Source organism: Citricoccus sp. SGAir0253 (genome assembly GCF_005877055.1).
Classification (GTDB): domain Bacteria; phylum Actinomycetota; class Actinomycetes; order Actinomycetales; family Micrococcaceae; genus Citricoccus.
The window spans coordinates 650,309-673,707 of record NZ_CP039424.1 but is presented as its reverse complement, the minus strand read 5'-3'; the positions used below and the strand labels follow the sequence as shown (position 1 = coordinate 673,707).

Genomic DNA, 23,399 nt, shown 5'->3' with positions numbered 1-23,399 from the left:
GGACTAGCCCTCGGCGCCGGCGGAGACCATCACCTGGGCCGCCCGCAGCACCCGGCCCTCACGGACGTAGCCGTTGCGGAAGACCTGGACGATGTGCTCCTCCGGGACCTCGGCGCTGGGCTGGCGGATGACCGCCTCGTGCTGGGACGGGTCGAACGGCTCGCCGCCCAGGGCCTCCTGGTCCTGGCGCTCCAGGCCGAAGCCCGCGAGCACCCCGTCGAACTTCGTGGCGATCGCGGCGAACGGCCCCTCGGCGAGGTCGCCGGCGGCGCGCGCGGCGTCCAGGTCGTCGAGGACCGGCAGCAGGGCGCTGATGACCGAGACGATGGCCGCGTCCTTGGCCACGTTCCGGTCCCGCTCCACGCGGCGCTTGTAGTTCACGAACTCTGCCTGCAGCCGCTGCAGGTCGGCGCGGAGCTCCTCCTCGCGGGCGGAGACCCCCGCGACGTCCGGTTCCTGGGCACCGGTGATGCCCTCGTCCGCGGCGTCCGCGCCGGCGGCGTCGTTGAGGATCCTCTCGGCCTGGGACAGCGCGTCGCCGTCCTCCGCCGGGACGTCCTGCGGCTGGCGGACCCGGCCGGTCTCGGGGTCGATGCGGCGCTTGTCCTGGAAGCTCACCGGCTCCTCGTGCTGGTCGTGCTCTTCGTCGTGTCCGTGGTGGGGCATGGTCTGGGGTCCTTTCCTCCGGTGCCCCCGGGCCGGCCGTCCACGCCGTGGGGCGAGGGCGGCCGGCCCGGGTCCGGTGGCCCGCCGCTGGGGCGGGCCGGGGTGTGTCAGGGGTGCTGGGACGCGGGGACTACTTGGACTCGCCCTTGGGCTCGTCCTCGTCCACGACCTCGGCGTCGACGATGTCCTCGTCGCCCGCGCCGCCGGCGGAGGAGCCGCCGTCGGTCCCGGCCCCGGCGGCGGCGCCGGCCTCGGCGCCCTGGGAGGCGTACAGGGCCTCACCGATCCGGGTCTGGGAGGACTGCAGCTTCTCGAACGCGGCCTTGACCTCGTCGTCGTTGCCCTGCTTATCCAGGGCCGCCTTGAGGGCGTCGACGTCGGCCTGGACCTCGGTCTTGACGTCCTCCGGCAGCTTGTCCCCGTTGTCCTTGAGCAGCTTGTCCACGGAGTACGCGGTCTGCTCGGCCTGGTTGCGGCGCTCGGCGGCCTCGCGGCGCTCCTTGTCCTCGGCCGCGTGGGCCTCGGCGTCCTTCACCATGCGGTCGATGTCCTCGTCGGACAGCGAGGTGCCGCCCGTGATGGTCATGGACTGCTCGGTGCCGGTGCCCTTGTCCTTGGCGGAGACGTGGACGATGCCGTTGGCGTCGATGTCGAAGGTGACCTCGATCTGCGGCACGCCGCGCGGGGCCGGGGCGATGCCCGTCAGCTCGAAGGTGCCCAGCGGCTTGTTGTCCCGGGTGAACTCGCGCTCGCCCTGGAACACCTGGATGGACACGGACGGCTGGTTGTCCTCGGCCGTGGTGAACGTCTCCGAGCGCTTGGTCGGGATGGCCGTGTTGCGCTCGATGAGCTTGGTCATCACGCCGCCCTTGGTCTCGATGCCCAGCGAGAGCGGGGTGACGTCGATCAGCAGCACGTCCTTGCGCTCGCCCTTGAGCACGCCCGCCTGCAGGGCGGCGCCCACGGCGACGACCTCGTCCGGGTTCACGCCCTTGTTGGGCTCCTGGCCGGCGGTCAGCTCCGTGACGAGCTCGGCCACGGCCGGCATGCGGGTGGAGCCGCCGACGAGGATGACGTGGGCGATGTCCTTGACGGAGACGCCGGCCTCCTTGATGACGTCCTGGAACGGCTTGCGGGTGCGCTCCAGCAGGTCGGAGGTCATGTCCTGGAACTTGGCGCGGGACAGGTGCTCGTCCAGGTGCACCGGGCCCTCCGGGGTCACGGAGAGGTACTGCAGCGAGATGTTCGTGGACGAGGCCGAGGACAGCTCCTTCTTGGCCTGCTCGGCGGCCTCCTTCAGGCGCTGCAGGGCGATCTTGTCCTTGGACAGGTCGGCACCCTTGGACTTGGCCTGCTGCAGGAGCCAGTCGACGATCCGCTGGTCCCAGTCGTCGCCGCCGAGGCGGTTGTCGCCCGCGGTGGCGCGCACCTGGATGGTGGAGAAGTCGTCCTCGTCCTTGCCCACCTCGAGCAGGGACACGTCGAAGGTGCCGCCGCCGAGGTCGAAGACCAGGATGAGCTCGTCCTCCTTGCCCTTCTCCAGGCCGTAGGCCAGGGCCGCCGCGGTGGGCTCGTTGATGATGCGCATGACGTTCAGGCCCGCGATCTCGCCGGCCTCCTTGGTGGCCTGGCGCTCCGCGTCGTTGAAGTACGCCGGCACGGTGATGACCGCGTCGGTGACCTTCTCGCCCAGGTAGTCCTCGGCGTCGTGCTTGAGCTTCATCAGCGTGCGCGCCGAGATCTCCTGCGGGGTGTACTTCTTGCCGTCCATCTCGGTGGTCCAGTCGGTGCCCATGTGGCGCTTGACGGAGGCGATGGTGCGCTCGGGGTTGTTGACGGCCTGGCGCTTGGCGATCTCGCCGACCAGGACCTCGCCGGACTTGGAGAAGGCGACGACGGACGGGGTGGTCCGGGAGCCCTCGGCGTTGGCGATGACGACGGGGTCGCCGCCCTCGAGGACCGAGACGACGGAGTTGGTGGTACCGAGGTCGATTCCCACTGCACGGGACATGGGGGTTCCTTTCCTTCACGGATGTCGAGTTGGCCAGGCCAGGGACGGGCGGCCGGCGGTCCTGCGGATCACCTGCCATCCAGCCACCTGAGCCTTCAGGACTCAAGGTTTCACGTCCGGGAGTTCCCTGTCAATCTGCCTTGAGCGGACGTGGCTCAACTCTGTGCCGAGGGGTACAACGGCACCCCGCGGGGATTCATTCCCGGGCCGCCCCCGAGCAACCCGGGAAGGGCCTGGCCGTTTCCTGAGTGCCAGCTGGGCGCTCCTTGCACGCCTCCCACAAGGATGTTTGAGTGAAGGGACAACCCACCGCGGCACCCGCCCGACCGGCCGGCGCCGCACGGAAAGGAGTCATCATGGCAGCCAAGGACACCACCGCCCGGTACACGGTTCCCGGACTCGAGCTCGAGGACGGCCACCGCGTCGGCGAGATCCTGCAGATGCGCCTGCACGCGCTCAACGACCTGCAGCTGACCCTGAAGCACGCGCACTGGAACGTGGTGGGCCGGAACTTCATCGGCGTGCACGAGATGCTGGACCCGCAGATCGAGGAGGTCCGCGCGGCCGTGGACGTGCTGGCCGAGCGCATGGCCACCCTGGGTGTCTCCCCCAAGGGCACCCCGGGCGCCCTCGTGGCCGAGCGCACGTGGGACGACTACGACCTCGGCCGGGCGGACACCATCGCCCACATCGCGGCCCTGGACCAGGTCTACGACGGGGTCATCGGCGACCACCGCAACGCGGTCGAGGAGGTCGGCAAGCTCGACCCGGTCACCGAGGACATCCTCATCGGCCAGACCGGCGCCCTCGAGCAGTTCCAGTGGTTCCTGCGGGCGTTCCTGACCAACGAGGCCGGCGAGCTGAGCTCCGCCGGGGAGACCACGGAGAAGGGCGCGGCGCGGAAGAGCACCGGCAAGAAGTCCTGACCGCCACGCCCCGCCGCGCGGGGCGGACGGCCCGAGCGGGGCCCCGGCATCCTCCCGATGCCGGGGCCCCGCTCGTGCGGGCACGGTCGCCGTGGCCCCGCCCGCCCCGGCGCGGAACCCGGGCCTCGGGCCCCGCGGCCCGGGCCCCGCGGCCCGGGTGCCGAGGGTCAGGCGTCCACGGCCAGGCGCCCGCAGATCAGGCGTCCACGGCCAGGCGCCCGCGCCCGTCTGCGTCGGACGCCGGCGCGTCGCCGGCATCACCGGCCGCGCCGGCCGGACCGGTGCCCGCCGGGGTGCCGCCGTCGGGGGTCTCCGCCCGGCGCGCGAGCCGGGAGGGCCACCAGACGGCCGGCCCGATGTCGTGGGTCAGCGCCGGGACCAGCAGGGAGCGCACCAGGAAGGTGTCCAGCAGCACGCCGAACGCCACGATGAACGCCAGCTGCACCATGAACATGAGCGGGATCACGGCGAGCGCGGCGAACGTGGCCGCCAGGACGATGCCCGCGGACGTGATGACCCCGCCGGTCACGGTGAGCGCCTTGAGCACGCCCGCCCGGGTGCCGATCCGGCCGGCCTCCTCCCGGGCCCTCGTCATGAGGAAGATCGTGTAGTCCACGCCGAGGGCCACGAGGAAGACGAAGCCGTAGAGCGGCACCGTGGGGTCCGCGCCCGGGAAGCCCAGCACCTGGTCGAACACGAGCGCCGAGACGCCCATGGCGGTGCCGAAGCTCAGCACCGTGGCGAGCACGAGCAGCACCGGGGCCACGAGCGAGCGGAGCAGGATCATCAGGATGCCCAGCACCACGAGGAGCACGAGCGGGATGATGGTGCGCAGGTCCTGCTGGGCCGTCGTGTTGGTGTCCAGGGTGGTCGCGGAGGTGCCGCCCACGAGGATGTCCCCGTCGATCGCGTGCAGCCGCTCGCGCAGCGCCACGACCGTCTGCTCGGCCTCCGCGGAGTCGGCCGGGTCCGCGAGCGTGGCCTGCAGGTAGACGCGGCCGTCGATCTCCTGCGGCTGCAGGGTGGGCACCCCCGGCGGGAGGCCGCCGGAGCCCTCGGTCCCGGCGCCCGACGGCGGCCCGGCCGGCTGCCCGGAGGGCTCGCCGGTGCCGGCCGGCGGACCGGCGGGGCCCTGCCCGCCGGCGGCGTCGCGCATCCGGGCGAGCGCCTCGGGGTCGGGGGTCCCGGCCGGCGCACCGCCCTCGGCCGTCAGGTACGCGGAGGCGACGCCGTCGGTGTCCTCCACGGCCCGCAGCACCTCGTCCGCCCGGTCCGCCGGGGCGATGACCGTGGCCGGGGAGCCGGTGCCGGCGGCGAAGTGCTCCTCGAGGACGACCTGCCCGGCCTTGGCGTCCGAGTCGCCCAGCAGGACGTCGGTCTGCGGCACGCCGCTGGCCTGGAGCTGGGTCACGCCCACCGCGCCGGCCACCAGGACCGCCGCCGTCACCGTCCACACGGCGCGGGGCCGGCGCGCCACGAGGGCGCCGACGCGGGTCCACACGCCGTGGTCCTCCTCCAGGCCGGGGATCGGCTCGCCGGCGGCGTCGCGGGGCTGGGCGAACGGCCGGCGGTGCCGCACCGGCACGCCGAACCGCGGGATCGAGGGCCAGAAGGCGGCCCGCCCGGTGAGGGCCAGCACGGCCGGCAGGAACGTCAGGGAGGCCGCCCACGCCAGGACGATGCCCGAGGCCGCGATCGGCCCGAGCGAGCTGTTGGAGTTCAGGTCCGAGACCAGCAGGCACAGCAGCGCGATCGCCACGGTGGCGGCGGAGGCGGTGATGGCCCCGAAGGACCCCGTCCAGGCCGCGCGCAGGGCGCCGGCGGCGTGCCGGTGGTGGCGCAGCTCCTCGCGGTAGCGGGCCACCAGCAGCAGCGAGTAGTCGGTGGCGGCGCCGATCACGAGGATGGACAGGATGCCCTGGGACTGGCCGTTGAGGGAGATCCAGTCCGCCCTGGCCATCGCGTAGATCGCCAGCACGGACACGGACAGGGCCGCCACGGAGTTCAGCAGCACGAGCACGGGCAGCAGCACCGAGCGGTACACCAGCACGAGGATGACGAAGACCACCACGAGGGCCACGGCGAGCAGCAGCCCGTCGATGCCCTCGAAGGCCCCGGCCAGGTCGGCCGCCAGCCCGGCGGGACCGGCCACGTGCAGCTCGGTCCCGGCCAGGGCGCCGTCCCCGGCGGAGACGAGGTCCCCCGCGGCGCCGGCCACGACCTCCCGCAGCTGCTCCACGACCGCCTCCGTCTCGGCCGCTGCGGTGTCCACCAGCACGATGTACTGGACGGCCTCGCGGTCCTCGGAGACCGTGGGGCCGATCACGCGGTCCACGCCGGGCACCGCCCCGACCTCCTCGCCCAGGGCGGCCAGGGCGTCCCGCTCCCCCGTGGCATCCTCGGGCAGCGCCCGGCCCGCGGGCAGCCCGCCGACCACGAGCGCGGGCACCTGGTCGGTGCCGCCGAACCGCGCCGCCCACTCCCCGGCACGGGTGGACTCGGCCGAGGCCGGCAGGAAGGTCGACTGGTCGTTGCTGGAGACCTCGGAGAGCTTGCCGAAGGTCGGGCCGCCGAGGCCGGTGCCGGCCAGCCAGGCCAGCACCATCACGACGGCGACGGCGATGCGCAGCAGGGCGGGGCCGCGGCGGCGGGCCGGGGCGGAGGACGCGGGGGCACCGGCGTGCCGGGGGCGGGAGGTGGTTCTGGGCATGGTCCCAGCGTACCGCTTATGTCTTGATCGTCAAGATACTCTCCGGGCTAGTGATCTGGCGTGTCGGGGCCGCGCCGCCCTAGACTGGACGATCGTCCCGGCCACGCCGAGGACCCGCCGTCCCCGCGTCCACCCCCCGCCCATTCGCCCGTCCGACCGCTTCCTGCCCGACCACTTGCCAGCCGAAGGAGACTCCATGCCGAGCCCCGCCCGTGGCGCCGAGGAGATGCGCGAGCTCGTGCACGCCCTGCGCCGGTACGCCGAGGCCTCGGACCGCGTCGTGGAGGCCGCGGGGCAGGAACACGGGCTGTTCCGCACGGACCTGCGCGCCCTGGCCCTGCTCATGCAACGGCAGGCCGAGGGCCTGCAGACCACGCCGAAGGACCTGGGCCGCCTGCTGAACCTGACCTCCGCCTCCACCACGGCCCTCGTGGACCGGCTGGTGGCCAACGGCCACGCCCGGCGGAGCCGGTCCACCACGGACCGCCGGAGCGTGATCGTGCACCACACCCCGCAGGCCCTCGAGGACGGCCGCGCGGTCTTCGCCCCCATCAGCGAGCACATGATGCGCCGGCTCACCGGCTTCAGCCCCGAGCAGATGCGCACGGCGGCGGAGGTCATCGCCGCCGCCACCGGCGCGCTGGACGACCTGGACGGCGCCGGCGGCCCCGCTCAGTAGACTGGTCCGTGCCGTTCCCGCCCCGTGGCGGCGCCCCACCGACCGACCGGAGGACACCGTGGCCCACCGCCCCCTCCTGCTGGCCGTGGACGGCCGGTCCGGGGCGGGCAAGACATCCCTCGCCCTCGAGACCGCGGCCCTGCTGCGGGCCCATCTCGACGTGGCCGTGTTCCACCTGGACGCCGTCTACCCCGGCTGGGACGGGCTCGCCCCCGCCCTCGGGACGTACGCCGCCGATGTCCTCGCGCCGCTCGCCGCCGGCCGCACCGCCCACTGGACCTGGTGGGACTGGAGCGCCGGAGCGCCCGGGCGCCCGGGCACCACGGCCCCGGCCGACGTCGTGATCCTCGAGGGGGTCGGCGCCGGCCACCGGGGCGCGCGGCCGCTGCTCGACGCGCTGGCGTGGGTGGAGATGCCCGCCGGGGCGCGCCGGCACCGCGCCCTCGAGCGGGACGGGGAGACCTTCGCGGCCCACTGGGACCGCTGGGCCGCGCAGGAGGACGCCTACCTCGCCGGCGACGACCCGGCCGGGGCGGCCACCGTGACGGTCGACGGCGCGGCCGGCACCCCGGCCGCCGCGGCGGCCCTCGTGGCGGCCCTGCGCACGCTGCCCGGCTGGGAGGCGGCGCTGTCCCAGGTGCCCGCCCCGCCGCGCGCGGACCGGCGCCGCCGCACGCTGGCCGGCGCGGCGGACCCGCACGTCCTCTTCGCCGCGGCCGGTGGCCCCGAGGCGGCCACGGCCATGCTGCTGGAGAGCTCCGACCACGCCACGACGCCCGCCCCGGCCCGCAGCCGGCACGCGATCGTCGGCGTGGCCGCACCCGGCGACCCGGTCGCCCGGCACGGGGACGGCGTGACCACCGTCCGGCACGGGGCGGTCACCGTGCGCCACCCGGGCCCGCTGTTCCGCTGGCTGGCCGGGGCCTGGCCCGACCCCGCCGGGGAGCCCTCGGCGTCCGGGGCGGGAACGCCCGGAGCGCCGGCGGCCGGGCCGTTCACCGCCGGCTGGATGGGCTGGCTGGGCTACGGGCTCAAGCGCGAGGCCGGGTCCCCGGACGGCGCGGCCACGGCCCGCGCCGAGGCCCCCACGCCGGCCGACGCCCTGCTGTTCCGCCCCGGCCGGGTCGCCACGGTGGACCACCGGGAGCGCACCACCACCCTGTGGTGGTCGGCCGACGACGACGGCGGCGCGGCCTGGGCGGACCGGGTCGCCGCGGCGGTGGCCGGGGACACGGCGGGCGGGGGCGACGCGGGCGGCGCCGGATCGGACGGCACGGAGCCGGGCGACCCGGCCGCGGCCCGGACACCGCCCCCGGCCCCCGCGTTCACCGTGCGCGACCCGCGCGAGCGCTACCTGGGCATGGTCCGGGCGGCCCAGCACGAGATCTACGAGGGCAACACCTACGAGGTGTGCCTGACGACCATGCTCGAGGCCGACCTCGGGACCGCGGCCTTCGACGGCTGGGGCACCTACCGCCGCCTCGTCGCGGCCAACCGCGCCCCGTTCACGCTCTACCTGCGCGCCGCGGCGGCCGCGGGCACGGGGCACGGGACGGCCGACGTCGAGCTGCTGTCCACCAGCCCCGAGCGGTTCCTGGCCCTGGCCGCTGACGGGCGGCTGGTGACGGAGCCGATCAAGGGGACGCGGCCCCGCGGGGCCACCCCCGAGCGGGACCGGGAGCTGGCGGCGGAGCTGGCGGCCTCCACGAAGGACCGCGCGGAGAACATCATGATCACCGACCTGGCCCGCAACGACCTCTCCCGCGTGGCCGTGCCCGGGACGGTGGCCGCCGAGCGGGTCTGCGCGATCGAGTCCTACCCCACCGTGCACCAGATGGTCTCCACGGTGACCGCCCGGCTCGAGCCCGGCGTCCCGCGGACCGACGCGGTCGCCGCGGCCTTCCCGCCCGGCTCCATGACGGGGGCGCCCAAGATCTCCACGATGGACATCCTCGAGCGGCTCGAGTCCGGCCCCCGGGGCGTGTACTCGGGCGTGGCCGGCTACCTCTCCGACGACGGCGCCGCCGACCTGAGCGTGCTCATCCGCACCCTCGTGGCCACGCGCGAGCCGGCCGCCGGGGCTCCGCCCGGGCCGGACGGCGCCACCGGGACGGCGACCGGCGGAGCGGTGCGCACCCGGCTGTCCCTCGGCGTCGGCGGGGCCATCACGGCCGACTCGGACCCGGAGGAGGAGTGGGACGAGGTCCGCACCAAGGCCCACGGCGTGCTGCGCGTGCTCGGCTCGGCCTTCCCGGACGAGGCCCCCCTCCCCCGCTGACGCGGCGCTCCCACACACCCACCTCCCCGCCCGCTCCCCAGGCGCTCCCGCGCACCTCCCCGCCCGCTCCCCTCCCCGCCCGCGCACCTCCCCACCCGCTCCCGGGTCGCGAACCGAGGGTGCGGGGCGCCCGGACCCGTGGTTCGTGACCCGGGAGCGCCTCGGCGGGCGACGCGGTCGGCGTGGGCCGGCCGGGGCGGGCGGCTACGGAGGCGGGCTGCTACTCGGCGGGGGCGGGCGGCCGCTCGGCGGGGGCGGGCGGCTACTGCAGGGCGGAGGTGAGCCGGAAGACGTTGTCCACCCAGCGCACCGCCCGCGGACGCGCGCGCCACTCCGCGGCGGTCAGTTCCTCGGAGACCTCCCGGTACTGCTCGATGACCGGCTGCAGGGCCTGCACCATCTCGGAGCCGACCATCAGCACCGAGACCTCCATGTTCAGCGAGAACGAGCGCATGTCCATGTTCGAGGAGCCGAACACGGCCACGTCGTCGTCGATCGTGAACAGCTTGGCGTGCAGCACGTTGGGGTCCGGGTAGCGGTGGATGCGGATGCCGGCCGAGAGCAGGGCGTCGTAGTAGGACTGCTGGGCGTGGTGGACCATGACCTGGTCCGCCTTGCGGCACACGAACAGCTCCACCTCCACCCCGCGCTGGGCGGCCGTGGTCAGGGCGTAGAGCATCGAGTCGTCCGGGACGAGGTACGGGGAGACCACCACGATCCGGCGCGTGGCGGCGTAGAACAGGTGGTTGAACAGCCGCAGGTTGTTCTCGGTGGAGAACCCGGGCCCGGAGGGCACCACCTGGGCGATCGAGCCCTCGTGCTCCACCAGCTCCGCCTCGGTGGGGCTGCGCAGCCGGCCCTGCAGGTCGTCACCGGTCTCGGAGAACCAGTCGGTGACGAAGACGATGTCCAGCGAGGCGACGGTGGGCCCCGTGATCCGGGCCATCAGGTCCACCCACTCGCGGCCGAGCCGGTGGGACGAGCGCCGCTTGTAGCCGGGCTCGATGAGGTTCTGCGAGCCGGTGTAGCCCACCAGCCCGTCCACCACGAGGATCTTGCGGTGGTTGCGCAGGTCCAGGCGCTGGTACTTGCCCCGCAGCGGCATCACGGGCATGGCCTGCCGGTACTCGAGCCCCGCGGCGTCCAGCCGGCGCAGCAGCCGCCGGTAGCCGGGCACCCGCAGGGTGGCGACGTGGTCGAAGAGGATCCGCACGCTCACCCCGCGCGCCCGGGCCCGCTCCAGCGCGTCGAGCACCACGTCGGCGTACCCCTCCCGCCCCTCGGGGTCCTCGGCCAGGATGTAGAAGACCAGGTGGACGTACTCCTGCGCCCGGTCGATGTCCTCGGCCATCCGCCGCATCGACGCGCGGTAGTCGGTGATGAACTCGAAGTGGTTGCCGTCCAGCATGGGGAAGCTCGTGAGGTTGCGGGTCAGCCGGGCGGCGGACACCACGTACTCCGGGGCCTCGCCCGCGTCGTTGGGCAGGTCCAGGTGGGCGGTCGCGCGCCGCAGCGCCTCGGTGACCGCGCGCTGGCGCGAGCCGCGCTGGCCGCCCAGCCGGAACGAGCCGAGCAGCAGGAACAGCACGAGCCCCGGCAGCGGCAGGAAGAAGATGATGAGCAGCCACGCCATGGCCACGGCGGGGCGGCGCCCGCCCGGCACGATCCCCAGCAGCAGCACCCGGATGCCGACGTCGATGACCCAGGCCAGGACCGTCAGCCACTGGGGGAGGGCGCCGAACTCGGCGAGCGGCCAGAGCATCCTCCCAGCCTACGGGGCGGCCGGGGCCACGAGGTCCAGCAGCTGCCCGATCCGCTCCTCGCCCAGGGGCCAGCCGAACATCACGTGCAGCAGCAGGTGGGCGCCCACGGTCTCGGCGAGGAACGACGGCGGCCCGGGCAACGCCCCGGGGTGGGCGCGGTCGTGCTCCCGGAACCGGGAGTCGATCTCGGCCATGATCGGCCGGATCAGGGACTGGTGGATGGCCTCGGACGTCTCCCCCGCCGAGGCGAGGGCGGACATGATCGCCTCGACCAGCCGGGCGGCGTCCTCCTCCTCGATCGCGGAGCGGATGCCCCGCAGCCAGGCGGCCAGGTCCGCCCGGAGGTCGCCGGCGTCCCCGAGGGAGACGATCGGCAGCGTGAGGTACCCCTCGGCGACCGCCTCGACCACGACGTCCGCCTTGGACCCCCACCAGCGGTAGACGGTCTGCTTGCCCACCCCGGCGGCGGCGGCGATGCCCTCGACCGTCAGGTCCGCGAAGCCGCCGGAGACCATCAGCTCGGCCGCGGCCGTCAGCACGGCCACCCGGGCCCTCTGGCTGCGCGGACGCCCGCGCTGCTCGGCGGCCCCCGGCGACGGTGCTCCCACGGGCTTCCTCCTGCGATCTTCTCCGAAACGAGACGTTGCGTCTACTATACTCGGCGGCAGGACCTGCGGCCCCCGCCCGGGGCGCCGGCCCCGTGTGCCCCTCCCCCCTGCGCCCGCCCCTCCCGAAGGACCGCTCATGGCTGAACTGCTCTACCGCCTCGGATTCGCCTCGGCACGGCGCCCGTGGATCGCGATCGTCTCCTGGCTGGCGGTGCTGGCCCTCTCGGTCGGCGCCTTCACGGCCTTCGGCGGGGCCCTGACCTCGACCATCACCATCCCGGGCACCCCCACCGCGCAGGTCACCGACCGGCTGCAGGAGGAGTTCCCCGAGGCCGCCCACGGCTCCGGCGCCGTGGTCTTCCGCACCACGGACGGCTCGGCCCTCGCCGAGGGGCAGCGCCGGCAGGTCACCGACCTGCTCGCCGAGGTCGAGGGCCTCGACGGCGTGGACTCGGTGGTGGACGCCTTCGCCACCGAGCAGGAGCTCGCCGACCAGCGGGCCCGGCTCGAGGAGGGGCGGGCGCAGCTCGCCGAGGGCCGGGACCGCCTGGACGCCGGCCGCGCGCAGATCGCCGCCGCCGAGGACCGGCTGGACGCCTCGGAGGCCGAGCTGCGGGCCGGCCAGGAGCAGCTGGACGCCGCCCGCGCCCAGGCCGAGGCCGCCGGGGCACCGCCGGCCGCCACCGCCCCGCTCGACGCCCAGCAGGCCCAGCTCGACGCCGGCCGCGCGCAGCTCGAGGAGGGCCGGGCCCAGCTCGAGGCCCAGCGCGCCGAGCTGGAGCGGGGGGCGCGGGACGCCGAGTCCGGGCGCGCCGACCTGGACCGCGGCGAGGCGCTGCTCGCCCTCGCCGGGGACTACCGCACCGTCGCGCAGGACGGCAGCACCGCCGTCGGGACCGTGGTGTTCGACCGGCCCTCCACGGAGGTGCCGGAGGAGATCCAGCAGGCCGTCGTCTCCACGCTCGAGGGCGCCTCGATCGACGGCGTGGAGGTCCTGCCCACCAACGCGCTGTCCCAGACCATCCCGGACATCGTGGGCCCCGGCGAGGTGATCGGCCTCGTGGTGGCCGCCGTGGTGCTCGTGGTCATGCTCGGCACCCTGGTCACGGCGGGGCTGCCGATCGTCACCGCGCTCATCGGCGTGGGCATCGGCGCCACCGCCTCGCTCGCGTTCTCCGGCACCGTGGAGATGCTCTCGGTGACCCCCGTGCTGGGCCTGATGCTCGGGCTGGCCGTGGGCATCGACTACGCGCTGTTCATCGTCAACCGGCACCGCCGCCAGCTCAAGGACGGCGCCCCGCTGCACGAGTCGATCGGCCTGGCGACGGGCACCTCCGGCAACGCCGTGGTGTTCGCGGGGCTGACCGTCATCATCGCCCTGGCCGCCCTGAACGTCACGGGCATCCCGTTCCTGGGCCTGATGGGCACGGTGGGCGCGTTCTGCGTGCTCGTGGCCGTGCTGATCGCGGTGAGCCTCACCCCGGCCCTGCTGGGGCTGATCGGCCACCGCGCCCTCGGCCGCGGCGAGCGCGCCCGGCTGGCCCGGGACCTCGAGGCCCGGGCGGTGGAACGCGGCCTGCGCCGCCAGGAGGACCTCGGCCGCGAGGTGGCCTCGGGCGGCCAGCTCGCCTCCCGCGCCGCCGGCTCCGCCGGCCGGCGGGCCCCGATGTCCACCGGCCGCGCCGTGGTGACCGCCCTGGCCACGGCCGCCGTGCTGGGCCTCGTGGCCGTGCCCTTCCTCTCGCTGCGCCTGGGCCTGCCGGACGGCGCCTCGGAACCGCAGGACAGCGCGGCGTACCAGTCCTACACGGCCCTCGGCCGGGCCTTCGGGGAGGGCTACAACGGACCGCTCGTGGTCACCGCGGACCTGCCCGCGGGCCTGGACGAGGGCGAGGTGCGCGACGCGCAGGTGGCGGTCGGCGAGCAGCTGGCGGGCCTGGACCACGTCGAGGTCGTGGTGCCCGCGGCCGTCAACGAGGACTCCACCATGATGATGTTCCAGGTGGTCCCCGCCGAGGGCCCCAACGCGGTCTCCACCGGGGAGCTCGTGCACGAGCTGCGCACCACCGACCCCGCCGGCGGGGCCACCGACCTGGCCGTGGCGGGCATGACGAGCGGCTCCCTCGACGTGGCGGACAAGCTCGCCGCCGCCCTGCCGGTCTACCTGGGCGTCGTCGTCGGGCTGTCCCTGCTCATCATGGTCGTGGTGTTCCGCTCGCTCGTGGTGCCGCTGATCGCCACCGGCGGGTTCATCCTGTCCGTGTTCGCGGCCATGGGGGGCGTGGTGGCCATCTACCAGTGGGGCTGGCTGTCCGGGCTGTTCGGCGTGCACGCCCCCGGGCCGATCCTGGCCTTCCTGCCCACGATCATGGTCGGCGTGCTGTTCGGCCTGGCGATGGACTACCAGCTGTTCATCTCCTCGGGGATGCGCGAGGCCTACGCCCACGGCGCCCCGGCGCGCGTGGCCGTGGTGGAGGGGCTGCGCGCCGGCCGCTCCGTGGTCGCGGCCGCGGCGATCATCATGATCTCCGTGTTCGGCGGCTTCGTCTTCGCCGAGTCCGCCATGATCCGGCCGATCGGCTTTGGCCTGGCCTTCGGCGTGCTGCTGGACGCCCTGCTCGTGCGCCTGCTGCTGATGCCCGCGCTCATGCACCTCGTCGGCGAGGCCGCGTGGTGGCTGCCGCGCTGGCTGGACCGGATCCTGCCCAACGTGGACGTGGAGGGCGCCGCCCTCGAGCGGGACCACGGCCACGGGCCCGACGACGGCCGGTCCGGTCCCGCGGCGGGCTCCGGCTCGGGGTACGGCGCGGGGGCCGGCGGGGTCGGCGGCACCGGTCGCCACCGGGCCGAGCCCGAGCCCGCCCGGGCCTGAGCGCGGCCGGGGCGGGGCACGACCGGGGCGGGGCACGACCGGGGCGGGGCACGACCGGGGCGGGGCACGACCGGCGCGGGGCGGGGGCGCACCTGCCCCGCGCCGCGTGCGCGGCGGCGCCGGAGGGGTGCGTAGGCTGGCGGCATGACGAAAGCACCCGCAGCCTCCCGCGCCACCCCCGGCGGCCCCTTCGTCCCCGCCGCCGGCGGCTCCGTCGTCGTGTTCCTCGAGCCCTCCCCCGCCGGACCGGCGATCCGGGTGGCCGATCCGCGGCAGCCGGCCGTCCTCGTCACGGACCAGGGCCTGACCCGCGGTGACGGGATCTTCGAGACCATGACCGCCGTCGCCGGTCCGTCCGGGCACCGGATCCGCAAGGAGGACTCGCACCTGGAGCGGCTCGCGGCCTCGGCCGAGGCCCTGGAACTGCCGGTGCCCTCCGGTTCCACGTGGCGGCGCGCCGCCCTGGCCGGGCTCGAGGCCTACGCCGCCGGCAACCCGGGCCGGGACGCCGTCGTGAAGCTCGTGGCCACGCGCGGTCCCGAGGGCGCCCCGGGCGGGGGCCACTACGTGCACGGCACCGCGGACACCGGTTCGGACGGCGAGCTGACGGACCACACCTCCCCGGCCGCGGCCCGGTCCGGGGCGGCGGCCGCGCCGGGCGCGACCGCGGGCGGACCGGGGGCCGCGGACGCCGCGGGGCTCACCGGGACGTACTGGGTGCTGGTCTCCCCTGTCTCCCCCGGCCTGGCCGCCACCCGGCGGGAGGGGCTGGACGTGCTCCTGCTGGACCGCGGCTTCGACTCGGCCGCCGCCGAGCGCGCCCCGTGGCTGCTGCTGGGTGCCAAGACGCTGAGCTACGCGGTGAACATGGCCGCCATGCGCCACGCGGCGGCCCAGGGCGCGGACGACGTGATCTTCGTGTCCGCCGACGGCAAGGTCCTGGAGGGGCCCACCTCCACCGTGCTGATGGCCCGGCGCGTGCCGGCCGCGGGCGGCCGCGGCACCACCGTGGAGCTGGTCACCCCGCTGCGCAGCTCCGGCATCCTGCCGGGCACCAGCCAGGGCACCATCTTCGCCGCCGCCCAGGCGGCCGGCTGGGACCTCGGCTACGGACCGCTGGTCCCCTCCGACCTGCTCGACGCGGACGGGGTCTGGCTCGTGTCCTCCGTGCGCGGGGTGGCACCCGTGAAGAGCCTGGACGGGGTGGCGCTCGGCGTGGACGCCGAGCTCACCGACCGGCTCACGGCGTTCCTCGCCGAGGACCTGGCCCCCGGGCAGCACGGCCCGCTCGGCTGAGCGGCCCCGGGCCGGGTCAGGACCACACGAGGTTCCACGCCCCGGTGCCCAGGGCCAGCCCGGCGGCCAGCGCGGCGAGGGCGAACCCGGCGGCCACCACCGCGCCGTCCAGGGGCGTGAACCGGGACTCGCGCGCCCACGTGCGCTCCCCGGCCCCGAAGCCGCGCGCCTCCATGGTCACCGCCAGCCGGGTGGCCCGGCGGATGGCCTGGACCAGCAGGCCGAACGCCTGGCCGAGCCAGGACGCGGTCCGGCGGACGGGGTTCCCGCCGGTGCCCACGCCGCGCGCGCGCCGGGCCTGGCCCAGGGTGCGCCACTCGTCCGTGAGCACCGCGAGCATGCGGAAGGCCGCGAGCGAGCCGAGGACGAACCGGGCGGGCAGACGCAGGCGCTGGGCGAGCGCGTCCGCCAGGTCGGTGGGGTCGGTGGTGATGAACACCATGACCCCGGGCAGCGCGACGGCGAGGATGCGCAGTCCCGTGGCGGCCCCGGCGAGCACGGAGCCCTCCGTGACGTCCAGCGGCCCGGCGGCCAGCAGCACCCGCCCGGAGTCCTCCCCCACGAGGGCGGTGCCCCAGGCGGAGGCGAGGGCCGCCGCCACGAGCAGCCACGCCCGGCGCAGGAACTCCCCGGTGCGGATCCCGGACAGCGGCAGCAGCGCCACCGCGGCGAGGAGCACGATGCCCGAGGACACCCAGTCCATCGAGGCCACGAGCACCACGGTGACGGGCAGCAGGGCCAGCAGCTTGGCGAGCGGGTTGGCCCGCTCGAACACGGACACGGCCACCGGCCGGGAGGGGGCGGCCGCCGTCATGACAGCTCCACCACCCGGGCGCCGAGCGCGGCGGCGAAGTCGGCGTCGTGCGTCACGGCCACCACGGAGCGGCCCTCGGCCACGAGCCGCCGCAGCAGCCCGGTGAGCACGGCCCACGTGACGGCGTCCTGGCCGAACGTCGGCTCGTCGAGGAAGACGAGGCGCGGGCCGGCGGCCAGCACGGTGGCCACGGACAGCCGCCGTTTCTCCCCGCCGGAGAGGGTGAAGGGGTTGACGTCGGCGAGGGCGGACAGGCCCAGCACCGCGAGCAGCTCGTCGGCGCGGGCCGCGGCCTCCTCGTCCGTGAACAGCCGCTGGCGGGTCCGCGGGTCGCGGGCGTGCCGCGGGCCGAACACCAACTCCTCCCGCACAGTGGTGGCCACGAACTGGTGCTCGGGCTCCTGGAAGACCGTGCCGATCCGGCTGACCAGGTCCGCGGCGCGCCAGCGGCCCGGGTCGTCCGGCAGCCGGTCCCCGTCGGCGCCCTTGAGCGCCGGCCCGGCGCGCAGGGTGCCGCCGTGGGCCGGCAGCAGCCCGGCGAGGGTGAGCAGCAGGGTGGACTTCCCGGCCCCGTTCGGCCCCGTCACGACGACGGCCTCCCCGGGTCCCACGGTGAGGTCCAGGTCTCGCTGGACCGGGACGGGCGGCGGGCCGAGCCGGCGTCGCCATCCCGGGCGCACCGGTTCGCGGGACACGGCCAGTCCCCGCGCCGCCAGCAGCCCCCCACCGGGCACCTGCAGGTCGATTCCGCCCCGGTCCGGGCCCGGAACGGGGCTTCGGCGGGGCGGATTCGACCGCTCGATGGCGGAGGGCGGGGCGGGGACCGGCTGGGGGACCACGCCCGGGACCCAGACGCCGGCGGCCGCCAGCTCCTCGCGCACGGCGCCCGGGCCGAGCAGCTCCGCGGGGGTCCCGTCGTGGCTGATCCCGCCGCCGGGCTCGAGGACGAGCAACCGGTCCACGTGCTCGGCCCACGTGCCCAGCCGGTGCTCCACGACCACGAGCGTGGCCCCCGTGGCCTCGACCACGGCGAGCACGGCGTCGCGGACCTCGAGCACCCCGGCGGGGTCCAGGTTCGCGGTCGGCTCGTCGAGCAGCACGAGCGGCGGGCGCATGGCCAGGATCCCGGCCAGCGCCATCCGCTGCTTCTGCCCGCCGGAGAGCCGGGCGGTGTCCCGGGACAGCGAGATGCCCTCGGCCTCGCCGAGCCCCACGGCGTCCAGCGCGCGGCGCACGCGCGCCCACGTCTCCTCCCGGGGCACGCACAGGTTCTCGGCCCCGAACGCCACGTCGTCCCCCACGCGGGAGAGGATGACCTGCGTCTCCGGGTCCTGCTGCACGAGCCCGGCGCGGCCCCGCAGCGCGTGCGTGGGCACCCCGTCCAGCAGCAGCCGGCCGGTCTCCTCGGACTCGTCCGCGGGGTCCAGCACTCCGGCCAGGGCGTACAGGAGGGTGGACTTGCCGGCCCCGGAGGGCCCCGCCAGCAGCACCCGCTGGCCGGCCGGCACCACGAGGTCCAGGCCGGCGACGGCGGCGCGCTCCCGGCCGGCGTGCCGCCAGCCCCAGCCGGAGGCCGTGATGGTGGCGCCGCCCGCCGGTCGGGCCGGCGCGCGTCCCTCCCGGACGGCGCCCGGCCGGGAGCCGGCCGAGCCCTGCAGCTGCGAGTCCCCCAGGGGCGGGGCCGGCGTCGGGGCCCGGCGCCGGGACGCGGGCGGCGACTGCACTGCCTCGGGCACGGATCAGGCCACCGGTTCCCGGTGCGCCCCGCGGGAGGCCAGGGCGGACAGCGCCCCGGTGGCCGCGAGGGCCCGGGTGGCGAGCCAGGACAGCAGGCCCGCGATGACCAGCCCGGAGACGCCCACGCAGGCGACGTAGATCCACTTCCACTCGAGGGTGTACTCGGGGAACCAGTTCTGGACGAAGGCGTCGTTGACGCCGCCGAACACGCCCGTGGCCAGGCCGGCGAGCAGCGCCACGGGCAGGGTGAAGCGGCGGTACAGGAAGGCCAGCAGCACCAGCTCGGCGCCGAGGCCCTGGACCAGCCCGGAGGCCAGCACGGTCAGGCCCCACTGGGAGCCCAGCAGGGCGGAGACGGCCGCGGCCACCAGCTCGGTGAACAGGGCCGCGCCGGGCCGGCGGATGACGAGACCGCCGAGCACGGCCGGGAACAGCCACATGCCGGCCACGAGCCCGGCCGAGGGCGGGAAGGCGAAGAACAGGCCGCCGATCCCGGCGTAGGCCAGGTTCCAGGCCCAGAAGATGACGCCGCTGGCCACGGCGATGACGGCGGCCACGACGATGTCCACCACGCGCCAGTTGCGGCGCGTGGGGACGGGCCGCCGGCCGGCGGCGGCGGTGCCGGTCCGGGCGGACCGGTCGGTGGGGTGGGTGTGGTGGGCGGGGCCCATGGTCGTCCTCCTCAAGGATCCAAGGAGGGGGGTGTACCCGGGAGGCCGGCACGGCACGGCCTGGGCCGTGCGGGATGCCCGCCCCGCGGTCCACCGGAGAACTCGACTTCCTTCGCCGGTGCTAGCCGGGGCAGGTTCGAGGGTCTGCGCTGCGCGCACTCTCAGCGCCGTGAGGCGCTCCCCTGTCGTTCCAGATGTGCGTCCATCATAGTCCACCCGGCCGGTCGGCGTCCGGGCGGAGGCCCACCTTCCATTGGGCCGCCACCGGGCGGGAGGGCCCGGCCGTCGGCCGCGCGGCGGGGCACTGCGCAGGAAATCGTTGCATTCCTCATTCATTGCCCCTAGGATGTGATGGCTGTCACAACGAAATAGCCGTTGACGTGCGGCGGGAGAGTCCCGTCCGTCATCCGGTCGGGCACCGTAGGAGCAATTTCCTCCCCGGGAAACTCTCAGGTCCCCGTACCGCCGCACCGAGGCATCTCTGGAAAGTAGCGCGGTCTCGCCCGTGCTCGCCGACGGAGCAGGTTCCCCCGGGTCCGGGTGGGGCGAAAACTCTCAGGCCGTGCAACAGAGGGGGAGGAACCCACCGACGACGCGGACACCGCGCAACCCCTGGAGTTCCTCGATGACCACTACCCAAGCACGTCCTGCGAGTGAGACCCCGCAGTCCCCGCACCTGGAGCGGGCGCTGTCCAACCGCCACATCCAGCTGATCGCGATCGGCGGGGCCATCGGCACCGGCCTGTTCATGGGCTCGGGCAAGACCATCTCGGTGGCCGGGCCCTCGGTGATCTTCGTCTACATGATCATCGGGTTCATGCTGTTCTTCGTCATGCGCGCCATGGGCGAGCTGCTGCTGAGCAACACCGAGTACAAGAGCTTCGCGGACTTCGCCGCGGACATCCTGGGCCCCTGGGCCGGGTTCTTCACCGGCTGGACCTACTGGTTCTGCTGGGTCGTCACCGGCATCGCCGACGTGGTCGCCATCGCCCACTACGTGTCCTTCTGGTGGGCCGAGCTGCCCCTGTGGATCCCCGCGGTGGTGTGCATCGTGCTGCTGGTGGGGCTGAACCTGCCCTCGGTCAAGGCCTTCGGCGAGACCGAGTTCTGGTTCGCCCTGGTCAAGATCGTGGCCATCCTGGCCCTGATCGTGGTGGGCCTGGTGATGATCATCACCGGCTTCGAGTCCGACGGCACCCGGGCGGCGTTCGCCAACCTGTGGACCGAGGGCGGGATGTTCCCCACCGGGTTCATGGGCTTCGTGGCCGGGTTCCAGATCGCCGTGTTCGCCTTCGTGGGCATCGAGCTGGTCGGCACCACCGCCGCCGAGGCCAAGGACCCCGAGAAGACCCTGCCCCGGGCGATCAACTCCATCCCGGTGCGCATCCTGCTGTTCTACGTCGGCGCCCTGGTCGTGCTGATGGCCGTCAAGCCCTGGACCGCCTACAGCGCCGAGGAGTCCCCCTTCGTGGGCATGTTCGCCCTGGCCGGGCTCGCCGGGGCCGCCGGGGTGGTCAACTTCATCGTGCTCACCTCCGCGACCTCCTCGGCGAACTCCGGGATCTACTCCACCTCCCGGATGATCTACGGCCTGGCCCAGGAGGGCGACGCCCCCCAGCGCTTCGCCCGCCTGTCCTCCCGGCAGGTGCCGCGCAACGCCCTGCTGTTCTCCTGCATGTTCCTGCTGGCCGGGGTCGCCCTGCTCTACGCCGAGGGCGGGGTCGCCGAGGCCTTCACCCTGGTCACCACCATCTCCGCGCTGTGCTTCATGTTCGTGTGGTCCATCATCCTGGTCAGCTACCTCGTCTACCGGCACCGCCGCCCCCACCTGCACGCGGCCAGCGCGTTCAAGATGCCCGGCGGGTCCTTCATGCCCTACGTGGTCCTCGGCTTCTTCGGATTCGTCGTCTGGGCCCTGACCACCCAGCCCGACACCCTGGCCGCCCTGCTGTCCACCCCGGCCTGGTTCCTCGCCCTCGGCGCCGGCTACCTCGTGCTGCGCCGCAACCCCGAGCACCAGGCCCTGCGCGCCGCCCACGACGCCAAGGTGGCCCGGGAGTACCAGCAACGCCACGCCACCACCGGCCAGCCCACCCCCACCCGCTGACCCCGGCGGAGGCCACCCCCTCCCGACCCGACGGGCGTCGGACCATCCGGTCCGGCACCCGTCGGCGTTTCCGGTCCGGCGCCCGTCGGCCTCTCCGGTCCGGCGCCCGTCGGCCTCTCCGGCCCGGCACCCACCGGTGCGTCCCGTCCGGCGCCCACCGGCGCAGGCGCGCGATGATGGGACCATGCGCCTGTGGACCCTGCACCCGAAGTACCTCGACCGCCCCGGCCTCACGGGCGGCTGGCGGGAGGCCCTGCTGGCCCAGGCCGTGCTGGCCGGACGGACCCGCGGCTACCGCTCCCACCCCCAGCTCGAGCGCTTCCGGGCGCACCCGGAACCGCTCGCCGCGGTGCGGGCCTATCTCGAGGCCCTCGCCGACGAGGCGCAGTCCCGAGGCTACCGCTTCGACCGGACGCGCATCGACCCCGCCCCGGTCGCGCCCGCGGCCCCGGAGTCCCCCCTCGGCCCGGCCGAGCCGGTCGAGGGCCCGGCCGAGCCGGTCGAGGGCCCGGCCGGGGGTGCCGTCGCCGGCGTCACCGGGGCACCGGCCCGGACACCGGCCGTGGCGCGGGTCCCCGCCACCGAGGGCCAGGTCCTGTACGAGTGGGAGCACCTGCTGGCCAAGCTGGCCCTGCGCAGCCCCGAGTGGGGCGCGCCGCTGGCGGACGTCACGGTGCCGGAGGTGCACCCGCTGTTCGTGGTGGTCCCGGGTCCCGTGGAGGCGTGGGAGCGGACGACGCCCGGCCGCGCTCGGCCCAGCGCTGCCAGGGGCGCGACTCGGCCCAGTTGAGGTCGAGGGTGCGCACGGCCCGGCGCATCCGGCGTCCCAGCTGGGCGCCCCCGCGCAGGGACCGGGCGGAGACCCCCACCACGAGCCGCGGGTCGAGCACCACCTCCTGCCGCGGCCCGAGGACCAGGGCCAGGTCCATGTCGTCGTGCACCTCGCGCTCGGTGCGGTGCACCCGGTCGCGCACCGCGTGCCACGCCGAGCGCCGGATGGCCATGTTCGAGCCCCACAGCACGGGCCCGGCCGCGGCCGCGTGGCCCAGGGCGTAGTAGGCGCCCAGGTAGGCGGCGGCCACGGGGATCCCCACCGGGCGGGGCAGGTCCTCGAAGACGCCCCAGCCCGTGATCGCCACGGACGCCGGACGGCGCCGCATCCCCTCGGCGATGCGCTCCACCCAGTCGGCGGGCGGGAGCGAGTCCGCGTCGAGCCGGGCGATCACGGGGGCCCGGGCGGCGTCGTAGCCGGTGGCGGCCGCGGCCCAGATGCCCACCGAGGGCTCCTCGAGCACGCGCGCCCCGTGGGCGCGGGCAATGGACGCGGTCCCGTCCGTGGAGGCGTTGTCCACGACGATGACCTCGGCCGGGGCCAGCGTCTGCCGCGCGAGGGCGGCCAGGCAGCGGGCCAGCAGGACGGCGTCGTCCCGGGCGGGGATGACCACGCTGACCCCCTCCCCCTCGGGGATCCCCCCGGGTGCCGCGGTCCCGGCGCTCATGCGGCCGGTCCCACGGGGGGCCTCGACGGGAGCGTGCCCGGGGAGCCCGCCGGCGTGCGCGTGGCCGGGGTGCCGCCGTCGGTCGCCGCCCCGGTCCGGCGACCGCCGGCGGACGCCCCCTCGGCGGATACCCCGTGGGCGGGCGAGGCCCCGCCCCGGCTGCCGCCGTGCGGCGTCCCGGTCACCAGGCGATCGTGCAGGAGGCCGGCCACCAGGGCGCCGAGGGCGCCCGCGGCGAGGTCGCCGACCGTGTCGTCGTAGCCGACCTGGATGCCCGGGTCCAGCAGGGTGTGTCCCACCCACTCGCCGAACTCCCACACCACGGCCAGCGTGGTCCCGAGGGCGACGGTGAGCAGGACCGTCCCGGCCGGCGTGGCGCGCAGCCACCCGCCGCGGCCCACGAGCGCCGCGGCCAGGACCGCGAGCAGCCCGGTGACGGCCCAGTGGGCCAGCAGGTCGAGGCCGGACACGCGCTGGTAGGCGTCCGCGAGCGCCGCCCAGGCCGCGGCCGGCAGGCACAGGACGGTGACGGCCTGCACGGGCGGGCGCAGGGGCGCCAGCCGCACCACCACGTCCCCCAGGAGCACGAGGGCGAACAGGGCCGCCGCCACCGGGCCGTCCCACAGCGTGGCCAGCAGGCCCAGGACGCTGGCCGCCGTCGCCAGGGCCGCGACCGCGCCGGACCAGCGGCCCGGCACCCCCAGCATGCGCCGGACCGCGGCGGGGGTGACGGCGTGGGCACCGGTCCGTGGCGAGGCCATC

The 23,399-nt window shown here is 75.4% G+C and carries 16 protein-coding genes, 1 pseudogene and 2 riboswitches; of the genes and pseudogenes, 7 read left to right on the top strand and 10 right to left on the bottom strand.

Annotated features, from left to right (window positions below):
- Nucleotides 1–3: 3 nt before the first annotated feature.
- Complete coding sequence (locus E7744_RS03035; protein ID WP_137772849.1) at nt 4–666, bottom strand: nucleotide exchange factor GrpE; 663 nt, start codon at nt 664–666, stop codon at nt 4–6.
- 130 nt (nt 667–796) lie between these two features.
- The gene (dnaK, locus tag E7744_RS03030; RefSeq protein ID WP_137772848.1) at nt 797–2,677 is read right to left on the bottom strand and encodes a molecular chaperone DnaK; all 1,881 of its coding nucleotides are present in this window, start codon (nt 2,675–2,677) and stop codon (nt 797–799) included.
- Nucleotides 2,678–3,033: 356 nt separating this feature from the next.
- Between dnaK and E7744_RS03025 the strand changes: the two genes are divergently transcribed.
- Nucleotides 3,034–3,603: a Dps family protein gene (locus tag E7744_RS03025; RefSeq protein WP_137772847.1), complete on the top strand. Its 570-nt coding sequence runs from the start codon at nt 3,034–3,036 to the stop codon at nt 3,601–3,603.
- Between the two features lie 196 nt (nt 3,604–3,799).
- Here E7744_RS03025 and E7744_RS03020 read toward each other — a convergent pair whose 3' ends face one another.
- Complete coding sequence (locus E7744_RS03020; protein WP_137772846.1) at nt 3,800–6,313, bottom strand: MMPL family transporter; 2,514 nt, start codon at nt 6,311–6,313, stop codon at nt 3,800–3,802.
- Nucleotides 6,314–6,509: 196 nt separating this feature from the next.
- Between E7744_RS03020 and E7744_RS03015 the strand changes: the two genes are divergently transcribed.
- Complete coding sequence (locus tag E7744_RS03015) at nt 6,510–6,992, top strand: MarR family winged helix-turn-helix transcriptional regulator (protein ID WP_137772845.1); 483 nt, start codon at nt 6,510–6,512, stop codon at nt 6,990–6,992.
- Between the two features lie 58 nt (nt 6,993–7,050).
- Entirely contained in the window at nt 7,051–9,270 is a 2,220-nt protein-coding gene (locus E7744_RS03010) for a chorismate-binding protein (RefSeq protein WP_137772844.1), read from the top strand.
- A 262-nt stretch (nt 9,271–9,532) separates the two neighbouring features.
- Here E7744_RS03010 and cls read toward each other — a convergent pair whose 3' ends face one another.
- Nucleotides 9,533–11,032: a cardiolipin synthase gene (gene cls / locus E7744_RS03005; protein ID WP_137772843.1), complete on the bottom strand. Its 1,500-nt coding sequence runs from the start codon at nt 11,030–11,032 to the stop codon at nt 9,533–9,535.
- Nucleotides 11,033–11,041: 9 nt separating this feature from the next.
- Nucleotides 11,042–11,641: a TetR/AcrR family transcriptional regulator gene (locus tag E7744_RS03000; RefSeq protein ID WP_210417150.1), complete on the bottom strand. Its 600-nt coding sequence runs from the start codon at nt 11,639–11,641 to the stop codon at nt 11,042–11,044.
- 136 nt (nt 11,642–11,777) lie between these two features.
- Between E7744_RS03000 and E7744_RS02995 the strand changes: the two genes are divergently transcribed.
- Together E7744_RS02995 and E7744_RS02990 are read left to right on the top strand one after the other, a co-directional pair.
- Nucleotides 11,778–14,513, top strand: a complete 2,736-nt coding sequence (locus E7744_RS02995) for an MMPL family transporter (protein ID WP_137772841.1) — start codon at nt 11,778–11,780, stop codon at nt 14,511–14,513.
- A gap of 144 nt (nt 14,514–14,657) precedes the next feature.
- Nucleotides 14,658–15,809 (top strand): aminotransferase class IV, encoded by a 1,152-nt coding sequence (locus tag E7744_RS02990; RefSeq protein ID WP_137772840.1) that lies wholly within the window; start codon nt 14,658–14,660, stop codon nt 15,807–15,809.
- A gap of 16 nt (nt 15,810–15,825) precedes the next feature.
- Here the strand turns inward: E7744_RS02990 and E7744_RS02985 are convergent, their stop codons facing one another.
- The 3 genes from E7744_RS02985 to E7744_RS02975 all read right to left on the bottom strand — a co-directional run bounded on the left by E7744_RS02985 (nt 15,826) and on the right by E7744_RS02975 (nt 19,031).
- Nucleotides 15,826–16,623: an energy-coupling factor transporter transmembrane protein EcfT gene (locus E7744_RS02985; RefSeq protein ID WP_137772839.1), complete on the bottom strand. Its 798-nt coding sequence runs from the start codon at nt 16,621–16,623 to the stop codon at nt 15,826–15,828.
- Entirely contained in the window at nt 16,620–18,203 is a 1,584-nt protein-coding gene (locus E7744_RS02980; protein ID WP_246858610.1) for an ABC transporter ATP-binding protein, read from the bottom strand. Before E7744_RS02980 ends, E7744_RS02985 begins: the two co-directional genes overlap by 4 nt.
- 159 nt (nt 18,204–18,362) lie before the next feature.
- Nucleotides 18,363–19,031 carry an ECF transporter S component gene (locus E7744_RS02975; RefSeq protein ID WP_137772838.1) on the bottom strand — a complete coding sequence of 223 codons (669 nt, stop codon included), beginning with the start codon at nt 19,029–19,031 and terminating at the stop codon, nt 18,363–18,365.
- A 90-nt stretch (nt 19,032–19,121) separates the two neighbouring features.
- Nucleotides 19,122–19,225: riboswitch (TPP riboswitch) on the bottom strand.
- Between the two features lie 182 nt (nt 19,226–19,407).
- Nucleotides 19,408–19,506: riboswitch (glycine riboswitch) on the top strand.
- A 150-nt stretch (nt 19,507–19,656) separates the two neighbouring features.
- Here E7744_RS02975 and cycA point away from each other — a divergent pair.
- Complete coding sequence (cycA, locus tag E7744_RS02970) at nt 19,657–21,138, top strand: D-serine/D-alanine/glycine transporter (protein ID WP_137772837.1); 1,482 nt, start codon at nt 19,657–19,659, stop codon at nt 21,136–21,138.
- Between the two features lie 184 nt (nt 21,139–21,322).
- Nucleotides 21,323–21,928, top strand: coding sequence for a pyrimidine dimer DNA glycosylase/endonuclease V (locus E7744_RS02965; RefSeq protein WP_246858524.1), 606 nt, complete (start codon nt 21,323–21,325; stop codon nt 21,926–21,928).
- Nucleotides 21,929–22,064: 136 nt separating this feature from the next.
- On the opposite strand, the pseudogene E7744_RS16095 reads toward E7744_RS02965, so the two are convergent.
- Nucleotides 22,065–22,637: pseudogene (locus E7744_RS16095) on the bottom strand (glycosyltransferase family A protein); the annotation flags it as partial.
- Nucleotides 22,634–23,398, bottom strand: coding sequence for a hypothetical protein (locus E7744_RS02955; protein ID WP_137772835.1), 765 nt, complete (start codon nt 23,396–23,398; stop codon nt 22,634–22,636). The gene E7744_RS02955 and the pseudogene E7744_RS16095, both read right to left, overlap by 4 nt.
- Nucleotide 23,399 lies beyond the last annotated feature (1 nt).

Excerpts from the sequence above, each read along its gene's own strand:
- E7744_RS03035 (WP_137772849.1), bottom strand. The coding sequence starts at position 666 with ATGCCCCACCACGGACACGACGAAGAGCACGACCAGCACGAGGAGCCG.
- E7744_RS02990 (WP_137772840.1), top strand. The coding sequence starts at position 14,658 with ATGACGAAAGCACCCGCAGCCTCCCGCGCCACCCCCGGCGGCCCCTTC.
- E7744_RS02975 (WP_137772838.1), bottom strand. The coding sequence starts at position 19,031 with ATGGGCCCCGCCCACCACACCCACCCCACCGACCGGTCCGCCCGGACC.
- E7744_RS02955 (WP_137772835.1), bottom strand. The coding sequence starts at position 23,398 with ATGGCCTCGCCACGGACCGGTGCCCACGCCGTCACCCCCGCCGCGGTC.
- cycA (WP_137772837.1), top strand. The coding sequence starts at position 19,657 with ATGACCACTACCCAAGCACGTCCTGCGAGTGAGACCCCGCAGTCCCCG.
- cls (WP_137772843.1), bottom strand. The coding sequence starts at position 11,032 with ATGCTCTGGCCGCTCGCCGAGTTCGGCGCCCTCCCCCAGTGGCTGACG.
- E7744_RS02985 (WP_137772839.1), bottom strand. The coding sequence starts at position 16,623 with ATGACGGCGGCCGCCCCCTCCCGGCCGGTGGCCGTGTCCGTGTTCGAG.
- E7744_RS03015 (WP_137772845.1), top strand. The coding sequence starts at position 6,510 with ATGCCGAGCCCCGCCCGTGGCGCCGAGGAGATGCGCGAGCTCGTGCAC.
- E7744_RS02995 (WP_137772841.1), top strand. The coding sequence starts at position 11,778 with ATGGCTGAACTGCTCTACCGCCTCGGATTCGCCTCGGCACGGCGCCCG.
- E7744_RS02965 (WP_246858524.1), top strand. The coding sequence starts at position 21,323 with ATGCGCCTGTGGACCCTGCACCCGAAGTACCTCGACCGCCCCGGCCTC.
- E7744_RS03025 (WP_137772847.1), top strand. The coding sequence starts at position 3,034 with ATGGCAGCCAAGGACACCACCGCCCGGTACACGGTTCCCGGACTCGAG.
- E7744_RS03020 (WP_137772846.1), bottom strand. The coding sequence starts at position 6,313 with ATGCCCAGAACCACCTCCCGCCCCCGGCACGCCGGTGCCCCCGCGTCC.
- dnaK (WP_137772848.1), bottom strand. The coding sequence starts at position 2,677 with ATGTCCCGTGCAGTGGGAATCGACCTCGGTACCACCAACTCCGTCGTC.